The organism is Ewingella sp. CoE-038-23 (assembly GCF_040419245.1).
Classification (GTDB): Bacteria; Pseudomonadota; Gammaproteobacteria; order Enterobacterales; family Enterobacteriaceae; genus Ewingella; species Ewingella allii.
This window is the reverse complement of record NZ_JAZHOH010000001.1, coordinates 2248389-2264694: the sequence shown is the minus strand read 5'-3', so window position 1 is coordinate 2264694 and position 16306 is coordinate 2248389. Positions and strand designations below refer to the sequence as shown.

Genomic DNA, 16306 nt, shown 5'->3' with positions numbered 1-16306 from the left:
TGATGGCTATTGCTGTAACTGACGTTGTGCCCATTGAAGAACTACGCCAGCACATCGAGTTTGATGGTGATGACCGAGACGCGCTGATCACCCGTTATGCGCAAAGCGCGCTGGATTATTGTCTGCGCTGGTGCGACGAACCCGCGTGGAAAGTAGCCAATGACATTCCTTCACCGGTTATCACCGCCATGCTCCTGATATTTGGCGATCTGTTTGAACACAGGACCAGCCAGACGGAGGTGCAACTTTACGTTAATCGCGCTGCTGAGAGTCTCATGTGGACCTGCCGAAACTGGGGAAATAGTACTTCAGTAGAGGAGACATCCTGATGGAACCCGGACGATTCAGGCATCGTTTAACGTTGCAAAATTTCAGGACAATAAAATCGCCGTCCGGGCAGCCGCAAAAAGAGTGGTTCGACGTGGCCACTAAAATTCCGGCCGAATGTAAGGCGATCAGTTCACGTGAAATCATGTCATCAGGTGCTGAAAAAGCGGAGGCCACCATCAGAGTTTGGATGCGGTACCGCGCCGATGTCACGGCATCATCCAGACTGGTCTGTGAGACGGGGCCGTTTAAAGGGATGACTTTAGAGGTTACCGGCATACCTTTGCCTGATGCCAAAATGGCGCGCCTCGAAATGCTATGCAAGCAGGGGGTGAAGTCTTGATTGATACGAAACTGGATTTTTCAGACCTGCTGGATATTTCAGAAGACCTTAACGCGTTGAGTAAAGCTGAGAATCGAAAGGTCATGCGCAATGCGACGCGGGCGGCGGCTACCATTTTCAAAGACGAAGCGGTAAAGCGCGCGCCAGAGCGTACCGGCAAGCTGAAGAAGAATATTGTTGTCATGACGCAGCGTGACCGTAATGGTGACATATCTTCGGGCGTGCATGTTCGCGGTACCAACCCACGGACGGGGAACAGCGATAACAAAATGAAAACCAACGACCGCCGGAATGCTTTCTACTGGCGATTTGTTGAGATAGGCACGTCTAACATGCCTGCAATACCTTTCATCCGCCCAGCCTATGACGCGCGTCAGGAAGATGCCACAAATGCCGCCTTTGCGACGGCGAATCGGGCCATTGATGAGGCGCTATCAAAATGACTGAGGCTGACGTTTATGGATTGATAGGGCATCTGGCCGCCGGGCAGGTATACCCGTATGTTGCTCCGCCCAATGCCGCCGGTGAGCCGGCTATTTCCGCGCCGTGGGTGGTTTTTAGCATTATAAGCGAGAACTTTGGTGACACGTTCTGCGGCCCAGCCGAGGAAACTGACTCGCTACAAGTTGATGTCTACGCCAACACAATCGACGAAGCCCGCGCTCTTCGTGAGCAGGTGCAGCTTGCGCTGGCCCCTCTGAATTTTACTCAACTTAATCGAACCAACGGATATGAGCCGGAAACGGGGCTCTACCGCGCCATGCTGGAAATTCAGAACCAGCAATAACTGAAAACCTCACCAATGGCCGCCAATGTGCGGCTTTTTTTATGTCTGGAGATCACATGACAAGTAAATACGAAGTCACGAAGGGTATGACAGTAGCCGTCACCGACGCACCGGTAACGTCAGCAGATTTTATAGCTCCGGGCTTTCCGGGTGCTGGGGTCAAATGGCTTGAAGCTGCCTGTGCGACCAAAGAAATCACGTTCACTGGCGGCCAGAAAGGCGACATCGACGTCACCACGCTGTGCTCTACCGAGCAGGAGCAGACCAACGGCCTCGCCGCGCCAGCAGAGATGAGCATCACCCGTAACTGGGTAGGCGATGAAGAGGCCCAAGAGGCTCTCCAGACGGCCTATGAAAACGACGAGCTGCGTGCGCTGCGCGTCTTGTTCCCTTCAGGCAACGGTTTTTATGTTCTGGTCGAAGTTCGCCAGAGCTCATGGTCAGCAGCAACGTCTTCGGTTGTAGGCGCGACGTATTCACTGCGCGTTCGCGGTAAGCCTCAGCGTATTCGTCAGGCGACATCTTAAGCGGCTCATGCCGCTTTTCTTCCGCTTTTCGTCATAATCAAACAGAGAGAAATTTAGCATGACCAAAAAAACATTAGCCGCTTCTTTACGTGCTCTGGCGCTGGCGCCATCTGGCGCATACCGCACCAAGGAGACAACTGTCCCTGAATGGGAAGGCGCGAAGGTAATACTTCGGGAGCCATCCGGGCAGGCGTGGGCGGACTTCCAAGCTCTTCTCAATCCTGAAGTGCCAGAAGGTGCAGAGCCGCAAAAATTAACACCGGCAGAAACTTTTAATCGTAACCGCGCTGCGGACGTGATCCTGTTCATTGACGTATTGCTTGATGAAGAAGGTCAACCAGTCTTTACGGCAGAAGATCGGGAGGCGGTCGCTCAGATTTACGGGCCTGTTCACGTTCGTCTGGTGCAACAGGCTATTGCTTTAGGCGTGAGTCAGGAAGTTGCTGAAAAAAAGTAAAAGAGCCGCTGACTTTCTTTCTTTTCTCTCTAGCGCTCCGCTTGGGGCGCACCGTTCACGAACTCCGGCAAACCCTCACCGCCAGCGAACTGAAAATGTGGATCGCCTATGACCGGCTTAGCCCTATTGGTGACTGGCGCGGTGACGTGCAGGCTGCGCAGGTGGCAACGGCCGCAATCAACGCACAGGGTGGGAAGTTCGGGCTTAACGACGTGTTACTTAAATGGGGGCCGTCGTCTGAAGAAGGTGAAATCAGCGAGCTTGAAGAATGGATGGGGGCGCTTTGATTGTGATTACTGATCTCCATATCAACCAGTGCTAGAATGCTGGAAATTGATACGGCAAGGATGGGGAAATGAAGAAATTTATAATTCCGGGTAATCCAACTGATTATTATGTTGCTTTGAAAAATGATAGTGGTGTTACTGAATTTAGTGCACTCAGAGGAAAAATTCGGAAGCTAGTTGAAGTTTATTCGGAGTGTATTAGAGATGTAATTTCATCTGGCGGCAACCCACACACTGCTTCATTAGATTATTCCGATGTCTTTAAAGAATTTTTATCCAATGAACCCATCGAAGCACAAGCGGTTGTATTAGAAGTATACGCGCAAGAATCTGAGGCAGCGGCTTCAACATCAATGGATAAAGTTGATGAATTATATGAAGAAGCAGCTAAAAGGAATGACACCGCTTCCATGTTCGGGAAATTTATTGGAGCAATAATATTGCTAATAGTTGTGGTGGCATTCATTTTGCACTAATCAGAACACTAAATTAAGAACCTCGCTACGGCGGGGTTTTTTTATGGTGAAAATATGGCAACCCTTCGTGAATTAATAATAAAAATCTCCGCCAACTCCAGTTCCTTTCAGTCTGAGATTTCCCGCGCATCTCGCATGGGGGCGGATTACTACAAAACGATGGAGCAGGGCGGTAAAAAGGCTGCTGCTGCGACGCGTGAGACTCAGCGGGCTATCAGCGATTTAAGCACAGAGCTTGCCTCTGTAAAATCTTCCGCTGCCGGGCTAGCGGGCGCTTTTGCAGGAGCCTTTGCCACTCACCAGCTAATTGAATTCGCCGATACGTGGAACCAGTTAAGCGGCAGGCTTCGATTAGCTTCAACCTCCTCGGATGATTTTTCCGCATCCCAGCGCGTTCTGATGGATATCAGCCAGCGCACAGGTACATCTCTACAGGCAAACAGCAATCTGTATGCACGTATAGCCCAGTCAATGCGCTCAGCCGGGTTTGCGTCCGCCGACGTTGCAAAGGTCACTGAGACAGTAGCGACGTCCCTGAAGCTTTCGGGGGCCAGTACCGAAGAGGCCAGCTCTGTTATCACCCAGTTGAGTCAGGCGCTAGCCTCCGGCGTTCTGCGTGGTGAAGAATTTAACTCCATCATGGAAAACGGCGGGCGACTGGCTAAGTTGCTGGCCGATGGCTTGGGTACCACCGTTGGCGGCCTGAGAAACATGGCGAATAACGGCCAGCTAACCACAGATAAAATTGTACCGCTACTGACCAACGTGCAGATCCTGCGCGATGAATTTGACACGCTGCCAGCCTCAATTAGTGGGTCAGCACAGAAAGTGCAAAACTCATTTCTTGCGTGGGTAGGCGGCGCGAACGATGCCGTTGGCGCGTCATCCACTCTGGCAGGAATTCTCGACGGGTTGGCGAAGAATATTGGTACCGTTGCGAATGTCGCTGGCACACTGGTTGGACTTGGTATCGCCCGCTATTTTGGGAGTATGGTCGGAAGCGTTGCTCAGTCAACAGCGGCGGTTATATCGCACACCGCCGCCGAAGTCGCGTTAGCTCAGGCACAAGTTCGTGGCGCACAGGTAAGCGTGGCGGCTGCAAGACAGACAGTTTACCGAGCGCAGCAGGCGAGAGCAGCAGCCACATCAATCGGAACCCAAATTTTAGCGGAGCGCCAATTGGCCGCGGCTCAGTCAACGCTGAACAGCGTCATAGGGGGCCGTTCGGCAGCTATTAACCAGCTTACCGGCTCGGCTTCTGTCATGACTCGTTTGGGCGGCGGAGTTTTGCGAATACTCGGCGGGTGGCCGGGGGTGCTTATTGCTGCTGGTTCTGCGCTTTATGGCGTATCTCAGCATATGGAGCAGGTGCATCAGCAGGCCGTGGGGTTTGCTAATAATCTCGATGAGATAAACGGCAAGCTTCAGACGATGTCGGTGCAGGGACTCAAGGTAACAGCCAGTGATGCCCGCTCGTCTCTGGCGGCACAAAAAAGCGATCTGGCAGATTTAGACGCACAAATCGCCAAGGTGAAAAACAGTCAGGCTGGCCTTGCCAAAATTCAGGAGGATTATAATAAATCTCCGAGAATGACGTATTTGAATACGTTCATGGATCAGGGGGATATAACAGAAAAGAATATTGCTCTGACTGACGAACTCAACAAGCTGGAATATGATCGAGAGAAAGCCGCGGCAAAAGTGGCTGCCACGCAAAAATTGGTTAATGATGCAACAGACTTAGCCGCAGAAAAAGCGGTAAAACAAGCCGGTGCTATTTCTATTTTAAATGGTGCCTATCAGCTTCTTAACCAGACCATGGCTGTAGTCCCAACAAACATTCCAAAGTTTGTATTACCGACCCTTCCTGTTTCCACCGCTACGCCACAGCAACAAACAGCGCTTGAAAAGTCGAGACGTGATAACGAGCTGGCAAGCCTTTCTGGTCTTCAAAAGCTCCATCAGCAGCACGTGTATGAAGCAGAAGACCTGAAGCTAACCGGCGCGCTCTATACCACCTATATCTACAACAAAGATCAGGCAGCCAAGAAAGATGCGGCAGCTGCTGAGGCGAAAAAGGCAGGCACGGCGGCGACCAGAGACCAGAACAAATCTGAGCGGGAAGCGGCGACCATCGCAGAGCAGTATGCCCGCAAGATGGCCGACCTGACCGTCGAGATCGAAGTTCAGAAAGTAAGAGCGACCGAGGGAGAGAAAGCGGCCGAGCTGTATGCCGCGTCACATCAGGCCGGTACCAAGTGGACGGAAGAGCAGCGTAAGGCTATTCGCGCTTCCTCTGAAGAACTTGCGAAGTGGAACCAGAAAGCTGATGAGACTGTGAGAAAGCAGCGTGAGCAGGCCGACGCGCTGAAGCAGTTAACGGAAGCCGCAAGAAAATACAGTGACGAGGCTGCGCTGACGACGGATGCGTCCGGGTTAAGTGATCGCCAGCGTTCACGCTTGGATGAAACCCAGCAGGTTAATCGTGTATTCGAGAAAACGGATAAAGGAGCTCAGGCCATCGCGGCTCGCAATACAGCGCTGGAAAAGTTGGATATAGCTTATAAGGCCACGGCAGCCGCCGAGGCTGACTGGCTTTCCGGCGCTTCCCGTGGATTCAACAACTGGATGGACAACGCATCGAACTATGCGGATCAGACAGCCAATCTCGTTTCTAACACGATGAGCGGCTTTGTGGATACGCTTTCCGGTGCGCTGAGTGGCAACAAGGCAAGCTGGGAGGACTGGTCTAAATCAGTGCTTCAGTCCATGCAGAAAATTATTCTCAACGCGATGCTCGTTAATAGCATGAAGTCACTCGCGGGTCCGGGCTTCCTTAGTTTTATGGGTTTCGGTGGTGCTGCCGCTGGTGGAGCATCAGCAGTTGGAGGCGCTGCCGCAGGAGCTGGCGCGATGGGCCTTTCAACCAGCTTCCAAGGCTATGATGAGGGAGGGTATACAGGCGACGGAGGGAAATACGAGCCCAAAGGCGTGGTCCACGGCGGGGAGTTTGTATTCACCAAAGAGGCTACGCAAAAAATAGGCGTTGAAAATCTATCTGCGCTGATGAGAAACGCTCGAGGATATGCGGGCGGCGGCTACGTCGGTAACAACCCAACGTCGATGCCTTTGACGCGCGGAACTAATTCCTATAACGGCGGAAATACGGTTGGTGACACGTCTAATGGCGCTGCTGGAAATGGGACAACTATTGTTCATCAGACTTTCCATGTCTCCGGAAACGGTGACGCAGCACTGAAGCAAGCAATGCAGGACGCGGCGCGTCAGGGGGCGCAGGACGGAGCGAAACAAGCCCGGCAGGAAATGCTTCAGGACTTCCAGACTAGAGGGCAAGGCCGCCGCCTGCTTGGCGTTTAACAGGAGAGAACTATGGCTGTGCTCGAATGGCCGCATGACGTATGCCCGGCCTCATTAACTTGGCGGCCGGAGAGTAACAGTAAGACTTTTCGATCCCCCTTCAACGGTGCTTCACAAACCGTTCGCTTCCCCGGCACCCGTTGGCTCTGTTCTCTGACCTTTACCAACCTGAACGATGACAAGTCACGACGCATTGATGCGCTGGTGGCGGCGCTGGATGGTGAGTATGGTCGGGTAAAAATCCGGGACTGGGGGCGTTCCGGGCGAACCCCCGCAGGCGCACCGGTTGTTTCGGATGCCAATCAGTCAGGCGTGTCACTGGGTACCAAAGGCTGGACGCCGGGGGTAGTCGTTTTACGCACCGGGGATTACTTCACCGTGAACGATGAGCTGAAGATGGTCACCGCCGACGCCAGCAGTAACAGCAGCGGGGTGGCTATCATCCAGTTTGCGCCGATGTTGCGCAGCTCGCCACCGGCGAATACCCCGCTCGAAGTCTCCGCGCCCTACGGTATTTTTAAGCTGAAGGATAACAGTCAGGGAACAGGAAACCGGATACCGGGCATATTTACCAGTTACACCATCGATTTTGAAGAGGCCTTTTGATGATAGTTGCGCCATTTACCGATGACATGATCACTTGGCTTTCTCGCGACAGGGTCACTGCCGTTCTGGCATCAAAAATTGAGTTTGAATCAGGCACCGTTTATATCCATTCGGGTACCGGCCCGATGGTTCTTAACGGTTTTGTGTTTACCGGCCTCGGCGAGATGGGCAGCGTGGATGATGTGGGCGAAACCAGCACGACTAGCCCCACGCAACTGAAGATGACGCTGTCCGGGCTGGATATGTCGCTATTTGCAACAACGCTAAATGAGCGCTGTGTCGGGCGGCCGGCAGAGCTTTACCTTGTCGCTCTGGATGATTCAGGTGTGCCGCAGGTCGCTGACCTGCTGTTTAAAGGCAAAGTGACCAGCACCTCGGCCAGCGCCGGTGCTACCAATGCCTTGCAGTACACCATAAGCAATGTTTTTGAAGACTGGCAGCGCCCTTTCCCGGACCGTTTCACCGATGAATCGCATCAGGCTTCACAGGCTGGCGACCGCATCTTTCGCTACGTTGCGCAGATGTCAGAACGCTCTATTTTCTGGGGAAGCAAGAAAGACGCTCCGCCGTTTACTTATTCATAGGGGATCGCATGAAGCATCCTGACTGGCAAAGAAGACTGATAGACGTAATTAAGGCCGCTGAAAAGCGGCCTTTTTTATGGGGCGAGCATGACTGCTGCCTGTTTGCCGCTGACTGCGCACAGGCAATGTGTGGAGAGGATTTCGCTTCTGATTTGCGTGGTACCTACAGCACTGCCGTTGGAGCAAAGCGCGTGCTGCTGAACGCGGGCGGTTCGATTGAGAAGGTGCTGGCACAGCATCTTGACGAAGTGCCGGTGACCCTGCGCCAGCGCGGTGACATTGCCGTAGTGATTAACGGTGGCAGCCGCTGTGCTGGCGTTGTGTTTGGCGGCGCTGTTTTTGTTCCGGGAGAGTCCGGACTGGTGAAATTGTCGGGCAAGCCCGAAAGCATCTGGAGGGTTCGTTAATGCCTGCTGCTATTCCTATCATTGCGACAGTGGCCGCTGGCGCCGCGGCTTCTTATCAGGCTTACGGCATTGCCATGGCGATCACCATTGCCGCTCAGGTTGCAACGCAGGCGCTGACCAAGAAACCTTCTCTTGACGGGTACCGTGATAACGCCGAGCGCAAGCAGGTTTTGCGCGCCGCCGCCAGCGCCAAGACGGTCGTATACGGGCAAACCATGACAGCCGGCACGCTCTTTTTCTCAGAAGAGCAGCCGGGCGATCAGACCGACGGCGAGATGCTGCACCTAGCGATCACGCTGGCTGGCCATGCACTTTCCAGTGTGGGAAAGATTTATTTGGGTGACGATGAGATAGCCACCTTTGGTGATTTCGCCCAGTTCGAAGTTCACATTGATCGGCAGACTGCGGATCCTTACCTGCTGGCTAATGCTCCATCATGGAAGGCCGACATGATTGGCAAGGGCATCAGTTGGCTGCGACTCACGCTGAAATACAGCGCTGAGAAGTTTCCATCAGGCATTCCGAATGTGCGCGTCGAAAAATTTGGTCGCTCGGTATACGACCCGCGCACCGGGCAAACCGTTTATTCGAACAATGCCGCGCTCTGCATTCTGGACTATTACCGCAATTACCTGAAAGTGCCTGATAGCGATATTCTCTGGGATCAATTTCAGGAGGCGGCCAATATCGCAGATGAGATGGTCACCCGCGCTGATGGCGCAAACGAGAAGCGCTACACCATCAACGGCGAGTTTGACCTGAGCGAAAACAAAGCCAGCATCCTCGAGTCTATGCTTGCAGCATGCGCTGGTGAGCCAACGTATACCGCCGGAAAGCATGGGATTCTGGTGGGGGCGTATTACGGACCAGCCAGCCTTATTATTACCGAAAGTCAGTTGGCCGGTGACATAGAAATCATGCCCGAAGTTTCGCAGTCCGAGCGAGTCAACACTATTAAAGGGACATTCGTAGATCCGCTACAGTTTTACTCCGAAACAGATTTCCCAGCAGTTTCAGTCAGAGAATGGGTAACTGAAGATGGGGTGGAAATCTCGCAGGATATGAAGCTCCGCTTTGTGACTTCCGAATTTCTTGGGCAGCGTCTGGCCGATATCAAGCTGAAGCGTACCCGCATATCGCGCACCATGAACGTAGTACTAAACCTGAGTGGCTACCGTTACCGGCCCGGCATGTACGTGAAAGTGAATTTCCCGACGCTGGGCATGAATAATATAGAAATGCGCGTCACTGACTGGAAGTTTGGCGTGCAGAATGGCGTGCAACTGACGCTTAAACAGGAAACCTCCGATGTCTGGGGGGATGCTATTGGCAAACCGATTGAGCGGCCGCCATTTACTCAGTTACCGCCGGGCGGGGTGGCTCAGCCACAGAACCTACGTTACATGGTCGAGGAAATTGGGCAGGTTGTACAGGGCGTGCTGTCTTGGCAGAACATAGGCCAAGTTTCTTACAACAACGTCATCATCCGCCGCGCCGGGGTTCCTGTACTTTCTGTTCAGGTGCCCGGCACATTCACGCGCCTGACGGGCCTGCTCCGCGATAGCTATACGGCGCACGTGATTGCCGTTAATCAGATGGGGGCGCAGTCTCCAGAAGGTTTTCTGGCGTTCAATATCGAGGCACCGCCGCCGCCGTCGTCTGTCAGCGTTGAGCAGGGATATTTTGCCATCACGCTGAAGCCGAAAATGGCGGAGCTCACCAGCGTTTCCACACAGTTCGATTTCTGGACCTCGGGCGAAACACGGCTTGCCAATACCAACACGGCAACGGTAGAGGCTGGCGCTACCCGGGCCGGAATGGGGACGACGTGGACAAGTAACGGTTTGCAGGTTGACCACACCTATTACTGGTATGTGCGCACAATCAATGCATTCGGGTCCTCTGCATTCGTTGAGGTTGCCGCGCTTTGCAGTACCGACACAGCCAGCCTGATTGATCAGATTTCCCACGAAATCGAAGGGTCGGAAACGTTCGCAAACCTGATCAAGGGAATTGACACCAATACAGACGCCATCATTGAAAACGCTATTGCAAACGATGCGGACGTACAGCGCCGCCGGGTAGTTGATGGGCAGAATGCAGCTGAATTTCTCAGTATCACGACGCTGATTGCGAATAATGATTCCGCATATGCTCAGAAGTTCGATCAGCTAACGGCAATTTCAGGCCAGAACTCTGCTGCTGTTCAGCAGGTTTCCAGCGCCTACGCGGATTTAAACGGGAAGTTGTCAGCGCAGTGGGGCGCTAAAGTGCAGGTCGACAGCAACGGAAATAAGTATGTCGCTGGGATACAACTGGGCGTCGAAGGCAATGGCGGTGACGTGCAGAGCTACTTCCTCGTCAGTGCCAATACCATGGGGTTCTATAATCCCGGCAACGGCGAAATGAAGCTGGCCATGGCGATTAAGAACGGACAGATGTTCATCAATGAGGCACTTATTGATTATGCCTCTATTACTCTGGCAAAGCTCGGCAGCTGGTATTCAGCCAATTATGTTGCCGGGCAGAGCGGAACAATTATGCGTGCCGATGGTTCGTTTGAGTTTAATGGCTACGCCCCCGGGCAGGGGAGAGTAACCCTTGATTCAAGAGGGCTCCGTGTATATGACGCGGCGGGGAATGTGAAGGTAAAAGTTGGGGACTTGAGATAATGACATTTGGAATAGAAATATCTGGCATGAAGTCTTATAACATGGACGATGCCAGACCTCTTACATTCTTGGGAAGTTTATCAATTGGCGCTAATATGGGGAATATAAACACATCGAGTGGTAATTATTCCTCTTTATGTCCCGCTGGCTCCCAATTGGTTTGTATACCTGATAATGCAATCGCGATTATCGGATCATCAGTATCACCAGCCATGCAGTTTAAATCTCTTGATATTGGAATAGATAATAACGCTAGAACAGTTTCAGTAACCCTTGACCTCAGAACAAATCTTCAAAGCCCTGTTTTCCGAAGCAGTGCTGCGGACAGGCCAAAATCAGTAAACGTCTACTGCGTTTACCCGCCAGTGGTTAACCTAGGCGGGTTTGGCTTTGAAGTATCTCAGGGCGGCTCTTTTCCCTATGTTGTAGATAGCTCCAGAGGAATGTTTTTGACGTATACCTATAACGGCATATTCAATGGAAACCTGCAACTTCCTATCAGCACACCATCAAACGTATTTTGTTATTGGGACCATCCCGAGGTTGCAATTTATTTTGAAGAGGCAACAAAAACAATAAGAGGCTACTCCAGCGGGGGGAGTCAATCAGGTATTTCAATAAACATACAGGTATGCGCATTCTCAATGAAGAGTCCTACCGTCCCTGATTGGGGGATACAAGTCTACGGTTTAGATGGGAAAACGAGTTTTACCAGTGAAGAAATGCCAATTGTTTATCGGGGGAATATTAACTCGCCGGGAAGAGGTGGTGCGACTACTTATTTCTCTGACCAAGCCCAAGCTAATAGGCCAATGATTCCTGTTTTAAAAATTGGAGGCCAACTTATAAGTAAAAGTTGGTTCCATTTAGGAATGGCGAGAAGCGGTAAATCTTTTTTCGGCAGACCAGCCGGATTTATAAATGGCGGTGATAACAACAATCAAGATCAGCAAGTTGTTGGTTATGAATCGAAGCCACTCCCATTCATTTACGCATCAGACTACTTTTAATTTCAATAGGAAATATTATGGCTTGGTATAGAGACGGAACGGTCAGAGTTACAAACGGCAGTGCGACGGTAAGCGGCACAGGCACTTTGTGGGGGGACAATAAACAGGGTATTGGCCCGGGGCAGATGCTACTTGTTCCTGCCGCCGGCACAGTTCAAGTTTATGAGATTCTGCGAGTAGACAGCAACACCCAGTTAACGCTGAAGGATAACTTTGTTGGCACGACCGCAGCCGCGTCCGTATACGCAATTCCTTCTTTCTACACGGATTCGGTACCTGATTTCGCTCGGCGATTATCTGCCCAGCTCAGCTATTACCAAAGCCAAATGGATGGTTGGCAACAGATTATGACTGGTACAGGCAGTGTTACTTTAACTACTCCTAACGGCCAGACAGTCACCATAAGCAGTTTTAAAAAGCTTACGGATGATATGTCGAATAAAGCCTCTCTTGTCAACGGAGCTGTGCCTATGGATCAGGGCGGAACTGGGGCGACGAATGAAGGCGATGCGCGAAAAAAATTAGGCGTTCAGCCCACTAACAACCCTACATTTACCGGCACTCTTACTGCGGGTATAGTTGCTTTATCGACTGAATCGACAATAAAAGCTAACGGTAAAAACATAATTTTCAGTAATGGCGCAACTGATGTAGCCTCAATCTCTTCAACCGGAATTTTCTCAGCAAACCCGATTGACTCACAAGGTTCATTCAGGTCTAGGCGGGGGACGGGGGGCGCAACAGGCGTTAATTTCTGGAACTTTTTCTATGATGGTGACGTACAGGTATATGTTGATTCGTCTAATCTAGGCTCGATAACACTAAGAACGGCATCAGATAAGCTACTAAAAAAAGACATTGGATATCAAGAAACATCCGGTTACTTACAGGAGGTCATGGAATGGATTCCTGCAAAGTTCAAGTACATCGCAAGAGGTGTTATCAAAGAATCAAATGAGATGCTTGGCTTCATAGCAAACGACCTTGTTAAAGTGTCTCCAGACTGCGTTACAGGTAAAGGATTACAGGAGGGATTTGATATGTTAAATCCTGAAGGCGCTTATGGATTAGATCAGGTGGCCATGATAGCCAAACTAACTGGTGCTATTCATGCGCAGCAGGCAATGATTGAAGCACTACAGAAACAGGTCGGCGATCTAACCAACAGTTCTGAACAGACCTCATAGTTTTCTTCCCTTAGCGATCAGCATCATAACGCAATCATTCAAAATCAGACTTCCCAACACAAAAAACTCATGATTATACTGTATGCATAACCAGTGTTTATGAGGGCTATTTTATGGGCTTCCCATCTCCAGCAGCAGACTATGCAACAAGTCGACTAACGCCGAACGACGTGTGCCACTGGTCTAACAATCCGGGCCAGTATCTCATGCGTTCCGCCAGCTCCAGCTGGCGCGCCGGTATCAAGAAAGACTCGCTGCTGATAATCGACTCAGCCCGCAAGCCCTGTGATGGCAGCATTGTCGTTGCGGAGGTTTGCGGTGAGTTCATGCTGAAGCGCATGCGGTTTCACCCTACGTTGTGCCTCGAGTCATTGGATCGGCCAGATGAGGTGACGCTAATTGACGGCGGAGACTGTGAAGGGGAAGAGACGATGATTTTCGGTGTGGTGACGCACGTGATCAATGATACGACCACTGAAGAGTTTGACGATAGTCCGTGCATGTGAGCAATGAAAAGTGCAGGAAGAGCGATTTATTACAGGTGTTGCAGGGATAAAATAACGGGCACAAAAAACCGGCCACTTAGGCCGGTGAAATCGGATTGCTACATAGATATTTTTGTTATTCGGGATAACCCAGTTCGGCGGCTGGGTTAAGGATTAGTTGTAAGGAAGCTTTACGCCATCAATAGAGGACTTATTAAAAATATCTTCCGCATAGAACTTAAAGTATGTCTTCAGCATCGAAGCGAAGTACCAATGATTCTCTTGCAAGTAAGTTTCGTCTAGGCTTTGATTACTTGGATAAACATATAGCATGCTGATGCCAATTTTAAGGGAGAAATCATCATTTTCTTGTCCATCCCTAAAGCCATAAACCGCTGGGGCGGCCTTAATCCTTATTGTGGCACTTGAAGCGTCAACAGTTAGGATACCACCTGCCTCGAACTCAATTTCACCATATTCTACTCTAATTTTTCCTTGCCCGGGCTCAGTAATGGCATGCTTGAAGATCACATCCAAAGTGTTAACTTCTATTAGCTTTATATCAGCGAGCAACATTACATTCATAATCCATGTGATTGGTTTTAATGACAAATCTCACCACCCTTGCTTCGCTGGTACCAACATCATTCGAGATATTGGTATAGCTCTCTCGCTCAGGGATTATGGGATGTGAAACATCCTGACCGTCTTTAAGTATTGCTAATTTAACCTCCGCCCCCAAAGCATAAGTAATATCTGAAAGGGTCTTAAGGGTAAGATTTCTATGACCGTCAAGAATTTGAGAAACAAAAGCCTTCGATTTGCCCATTTTTTGAGCAAGAGCGGTTTGAGTCATTGCAGAATCCTGCATTGCTAGTAGGATGTCTTCAGTAACATTGAATATCAACCGTTCGCTAGCCATGACGATATCGCTAACGTATGGTAAGTCAGCATTTTCTTCAGCGATTTTTTCAATTAGCATCTAACCCTCTCTCGATTCGATCCCAGTTATTGCAAACTTTCTTGACATCTGAATCATGTAAATCATCAAAATCTTTATAGATGTAATGACTTATGAAGTACGTCATAAACACCCTCTCAGATTCCCAGTAATAGCCGCGTATAGGAATCTTTTTTATAGCCCAGAAATTTTTACTAGGTCTGCCTTCATAAGATGGAAGCAGGCCTTCTTTTCTAATGCTTAGCTCAGCGGTTCTCTTGCCTGATGATAGCCTTTCAATCTGAAGTTGTAGAGATATCATCATGGATCTTTGTTTTTTGGAAGGTGATACACTTCTGATAGCCACAGCTAGAGATTTAATCGCACCATCACAATGGACCACTGTATGACACTCACCTTTGAAGGTAACCTGAACCATGTTAACGTTCCATTCTTAATATATATATTAACCTCTTCTTGCTAAGAAGGCTAGGGGAGTGGCAATTCTGAAATCGCGACATCCAAAATAACCTTCTCCAGCCGCAAGCTGTGTGTACTTCATCGGCAAATGCCGCAAAAACTTCATGCCGCATCTCTGCGACCTCACCCGAACGTCCCTTCAGGCTAGTGGGCTAGGTTTTGCGTGCTTTCGCGCTTAAACGTTCTATGTCCTCATTCCATCGACCTTGCCAACCTTGGCTTTTCGCTTGTTGGCATAATGATATAGCCTCAGAAAAATTCTTCTGCTTTTCCAGAATACTAATCATCTGGTTGTAGCCATGATGAGAGGGAATGAATCCATTCATTAAAGGGCTTCTCAAAAACAGACTCCCCATCTCTTCGGAGATGGCTATCTGCCATTGACAGGCTAAAACCGTTCGGTCAAGAGCGCCTTCTTTTGTTGACCTGTGGCGATATTCAATCGTAATGACGGAGCCTAGAAAAAAATGGGCATCAATAAGCTTTTGGCAATTTCTCGCTAATGAGGCACCTTTTGTAATTAATTTTTGAATGGTGTCGTAAGGTAACTTTGAGTGGAGTAGGTCAGTAATCACCCTTAGTTGGCTTACAGGGTCACCTTCCGAGTCGGTTCTGCTAACAACACATCCAGAATCAAGCTCTCCAGTTTCTCCTACAAGGGGACTGTATAGTGATTTAATCGAGGCCCTATCTATCTCCATCAAATCCCTATCCCACCAATCCTCAAGGCCAACATATCCAATTATCCCTCTGTTACTCATGAACTTACTCCTTATCAATTAGGCTGTGTTCACTTTTTGCTCTGTTGATCAATCCATTCGATGACGTGTTTTTTTACGTAAAGTGTGGGGTGGGTCTTTAGCGCAGCAGGGAAATCTCTATCACGCTCGTACCTATAGAGGGTATCGCGGGACTTGATATGAAGAAGCACCATAACGTCATGTTTTGAGATAAGCATAGATGTCTCACACCTTTAAAAAAGTGCTAGTAGTTTAAACTTAGTTATGTCGCTATTTCCGTTAACGTAATACCAAGTTTGAGCATCTGATAAACTTCCCCTCAGTCCAGAACCGTGGTTCTGGTACCGACATCTTCAATTCCTGCCTCGATGTAATCCACGCGCTTTTGCAGTTCTGCGATCAATGCCTTCGCTTCGCTGAGCCTGATCATGACCGTCTGGTCTGGATAGTCTTCGTGTTTCAGTGAAGAGATGGCCTTCAGGGTATCCACAAACGAAGACTGAAGAATAATGAACTCGCCCAACGCACTGTGAGCCGTCTGGAATTCCGTCAGTAAACGCATGCCGCCAAACTCGTCTTGTTTTTTCATTTGATGATTGATCCCTAAATGACT

Annotated in this window: 21 protein-coding genes; 16 read left to right on the top strand and 5 right to left on the bottom strand. The window is 50.1% G+C overall.

What is annotated here, in order from left to right:
- The first annotated feature begins 2 nt into the window (after nucleotides 1–2).
- From V2154_RS10540 to V2154_RS10465, 16 genes are all read left to right on the top strand, one after another.
- Complete coding sequence (locus tag V2154_RS10540; RefSeq protein WP_353502200.1) at nucleotides 3–329, top strand: head-tail connector protein; 327 nt, start codon at nucleotides 3–5, stop codon at nucleotides 327–329.
- The gene (locus tag V2154_RS10535) at nucleotides 329–670 is read left to right on the top strand and encodes a phage head closure protein (protein WP_353502199.1); all 342 of its coding nucleotides are present in this window, start codon (nucleotides 329–331) and stop codon (nucleotides 668–670) included. The genes V2154_RS10540 and V2154_RS10535 overlap by 1 nt, the downstream gene beginning before the upstream one ends.
- On the top strand, nucleotides 667–1113 hold the full coding sequence (locus tag V2154_RS10530; protein WP_353502198.1) for an HK97-gp10 family putative phage morphogenesis protein: 447 nt from the start codon (nucleotides 667–669) through the stop codon (nucleotides 1111–1113). The genes V2154_RS10535 and V2154_RS10530 overlap by 4 nt, the downstream gene beginning before the upstream one ends.
- Nucleotides 1110–1457, top strand: coding sequence for a tail completion protein gp17 (gp17, locus tag V2154_RS10525; RefSeq protein ID WP_353502197.1), 348 nt, complete (start codon nucleotides 1110–1112; stop codon nucleotides 1455–1457). The genes V2154_RS10530 and gp17 overlap by 4 nt, the downstream gene beginning before the upstream one ends.
- A 56-nt stretch (nucleotides 1458–1513) precedes the next feature.
- Nucleotides 1514–1984: a phage tail tube protein gene (locus tag V2154_RS10520; protein WP_353502196.1), complete on the top strand. Its 471-nt coding sequence runs from the start codon at nucleotides 1514–1516 to the stop codon at nucleotides 1982–1984.
- A gap of 58 nt (nucleotides 1985–2042) precedes the next feature.
- Nucleotides 2043–2441, top strand: coding sequence for a phage tail assembly chaperone (locus tag V2154_RS10515; protein ID WP_353502195.1), 399 nt, complete (start codon nucleotides 2043–2045; stop codon nucleotides 2439–2441).
- A gap of 41 nt (nucleotides 2442–2482) precedes the next feature.
- Nucleotides 2483–2728 (top strand): phage tail assembly protein T, encoded by a 246-nt coding sequence (locus V2154_RS10510; protein ID WP_437342000.1) that lies wholly within the window; start codon nucleotides 2483–2485, stop codon nucleotides 2726–2728.
- A 68-nt stretch (nucleotides 2729–2796) separates the two neighbouring features.
- Nucleotides 2797–3204: a hypothetical protein gene (locus tag V2154_RS10505; protein WP_353502194.1), complete on the top strand. Its 408-nt coding sequence runs from the start codon at nucleotides 2797–2799 to the stop codon at nucleotides 3202–3204.
- 54 nt (nucleotides 3205–3258) lie between these two features.
- Entirely contained in the window at nucleotides 3259–6582 is a 3324-nt protein-coding gene (locus V2154_RS10500; RefSeq protein WP_353502193.1) for a phage tail tape measure protein, read from the top strand.
- A 12-nt stretch (nucleotides 6583–6594) separates the two neighbouring features.
- Nucleotides 6595–7188 (top strand): hypothetical protein, encoded by a 594-nt coding sequence (locus V2154_RS10495; RefSeq protein WP_353502192.1) that lies wholly within the window; start codon nucleotides 6595–6597, stop codon nucleotides 7186–7188.
- Nucleotides 7188–7772 carry a hypothetical protein gene (locus tag V2154_RS10490; protein WP_353502191.1) on the top strand — a complete coding sequence of 195 codons (585 nt, stop codon included), beginning with the start codon at nucleotides 7188–7190 and terminating at the stop codon, nucleotides 7770–7772. The genes V2154_RS10495 and V2154_RS10490 overlap by 1 nt, the downstream gene beginning before the upstream one ends.
- A gap of 8 nt (nucleotides 7773–7780) precedes the next feature.
- A complete protein-coding gene (locus V2154_RS10485) occupies nucleotides 7781–8179 on the top strand; it encodes a DUF6950 family protein (RefSeq protein WP_353502190.1) in 399 nt (132 codons plus the stop codon).
- Nucleotides 8179–10851 (top strand): phage tail tip fiber protein, encoded by a 2673-nt coding sequence (locus V2154_RS10480; RefSeq protein ID WP_353502189.1) that lies wholly within the window; start codon nucleotides 8179–8181, stop codon nucleotides 10849–10851. Before V2154_RS10485 ends, V2154_RS10480 begins: the two co-directional genes overlap by 1 nt.
- Complete coding sequence (locus tag V2154_RS10475; protein WP_353502188.1) at nucleotides 10851–11861, top strand: DUF6453 family protein; 1011 nt, start codon at nucleotides 10851–10853, stop codon at nucleotides 11859–11861. Before V2154_RS10480 ends, V2154_RS10475 begins: the two co-directional genes overlap by 1 nt.
- 17 nt (nucleotides 11862–11878) lie before the next feature.
- Nucleotides 11879–13048 carry a tail fiber domain-containing protein gene (locus V2154_RS10470; RefSeq protein WP_353502187.1) on the top strand — a complete coding sequence of 390 codons (1170 nt, stop codon included), beginning with the start codon at nucleotides 11879–11881 and terminating at the stop codon, nucleotides 13046–13048.
- A gap of 113 nt (nucleotides 13049–13161) precedes the next feature.
- On the top strand, nucleotides 13162–13554 hold the full coding sequence (locus V2154_RS10465) for a HumD family translesion DNA polymerase (protein WP_353502186.1): 393 nt from the start codon (nucleotides 13162–13164) through the stop codon (nucleotides 13552–13554).
- 153 nt (nucleotides 13555–13707) lie between these two features.
- On the opposite strand, the gene V2154_RS10460 is transcribed toward V2154_RS10465, so the two are convergent.
- From V2154_RS10460 to V2154_RS10440, 5 genes are all read right to left on the bottom strand, one after another.
- A complete protein-coding gene (locus tag V2154_RS10460; protein WP_353502185.1) occupies nucleotides 13708–14109 on the bottom strand; it encodes a hypothetical protein in 402 nt (133 codons plus the stop codon).
- On the bottom strand, nucleotides 14096–14515 hold the full coding sequence (locus tag V2154_RS10455) for a helix-turn-helix domain-containing protein (protein ID WP_353502184.1): 420 nt from the start codon (nucleotides 14513–14515) through the stop codon (nucleotides 14096–14098). Before V2154_RS10455 ends, V2154_RS10460 begins: the two co-directional genes overlap by 14 nt.
- Nucleotides 14505–14912: a hypothetical protein gene (locus tag V2154_RS10450; protein ID WP_353502183.1), complete on the bottom strand. Its 408-nt coding sequence runs from the start codon at nucleotides 14910–14912 to the stop codon at nucleotides 14505–14507. The genes V2154_RS10455 and V2154_RS10450 overlap by 11 nt, the downstream gene beginning before the upstream one ends.
- 193 nt (nucleotides 14913–15105) lie before the next feature.
- Nucleotides 15106–15714, bottom strand: coding sequence for a hypothetical protein (locus tag V2154_RS10445; RefSeq protein WP_353502182.1), 609 nt, complete (start codon nucleotides 15712–15714; stop codon nucleotides 15106–15108).
- A gap of 298 nt (nucleotides 15715–16012) precedes the next feature.
- Complete coding sequence (locus V2154_RS10440; RefSeq protein WP_353502181.1) at nucleotides 16013–16282, bottom strand: hypothetical protein; 270 nt, start codon at nucleotides 16280–16282, stop codon at nucleotides 16013–16015.
- Between the last annotated feature and the right edge of the window lie 24 nt (nucleotides 16283–16306).

Bases quoted from the DNA above. Each gene is read 5' to 3' on its own strand.
- V2154_RS10540 (WP_353502200.1), top strand. From the start codon at position 3: ATGGCTATTGCTGTAACTGACGTTGTGCCCATTGAAGAACTACGCCAG.
- V2154_RS10535 (WP_353502199.1), top strand. From the start codon at position 329: ATGGAACCCGGACGATTCAGGCATCGTTTAACGTTGCAAAATTTCAGG.
- gp17 (WP_353502197.1), top strand. From the start codon at position 1,110: ATGACTGAGGCTGACGTTTATGGATTGATAGGGCATCTGGCCGCCGGG.
- V2154_RS10520 (WP_353502196.1), top strand. From the start codon at position 1,514: ATGACAAGTAAATACGAAGTCACGAAGGGTATGACAGTAGCCGTCACC.
- V2154_RS10515 (WP_353502195.1), top strand. From the start codon at position 2,043: ATGACCAAAAAAACATTAGCCGCTTCTTTACGTGCTCTGGCGCTGGCG.
- V2154_RS10505 (WP_353502194.1), top strand. From the start codon at position 2,797: ATGAAGAAATTTATAATTCCGGGTAATCCAACTGATTATTATGTTGCT.
- V2154_RS10500 (WP_353502193.1), top strand. From the start codon at position 3,259: ATGGCAACCCTTCGTGAATTAATAATAAAAATCTCCGCCAACTCCAGT.
- V2154_RS10495 (WP_353502192.1), top strand. From the start codon at position 6,595: ATGGCTGTGCTCGAATGGCCGCATGACGTATGCCCGGCCTCATTAACT.
- V2154_RS10490 (WP_353502191.1), top strand. From the start codon at position 7,188: ATGATAGTTGCGCCATTTACCGATGACATGATCACTTGGCTTTCTCGC.
- V2154_RS10485 (WP_353502190.1), top strand. From the start codon at position 7,781: ATGAAGCATCCTGACTGGCAAAGAAGACTGATAGACGTAATTAAGGCC.
- V2154_RS10480 (WP_353502189.1), top strand. From the start codon at position 8,179: ATGCCTGCTGCTATTCCTATCATTGCGACAGTGGCCGCTGGCGCCGCG.
- V2154_RS10475 (WP_353502188.1), top strand. From the start codon at position 10,851: ATGACATTTGGAATAGAAATATCTGGCATGAAGTCTTATAACATGGAC.
- V2154_RS10470 (WP_353502187.1), top strand. From the start codon at position 11,879: ATGGCTTGGTATAGAGACGGAACGGTCAGAGTTACAAACGGCAGTGCG.
- V2154_RS10465 (WP_353502186.1), top strand. From the start codon at position 13,162: ATGGGCTTCCCATCTCCAGCAGCAGACTATGCAACAAGTCGACTAACG.
- V2154_RS10460 (WP_353502185.1), bottom strand. From the start codon at position 14,109: ATGTTGCTCGCTGATATAAAGCTAATAGAAGTTAACACTTTGGATGTG.
- V2154_RS10455 (WP_353502184.1), bottom strand. From the start codon at position 14,515: ATGCTAATTGAAAAAATCGCTGAAGAAAATGCTGACTTACCATACGTT.
- V2154_RS10450 (WP_353502183.1), bottom strand. From the start codon at position 14,912: ATGGTTCAGGTTACCTTCAAAGGTGAGTGTCATACAGTGGTCCATTGT.
- V2154_RS10445 (WP_353502182.1), bottom strand. From the start codon at position 15,714: ATGAGTAACAGAGGGATAATTGGATATGTTGGCCTTGAGGATTGGTGG.
- V2154_RS10440 (WP_353502181.1), bottom strand. From the start codon at position 16,282: ATGAAAAAACAAGACGAGTTTGGCGGCATGCGTTTACTGACGGAATTC.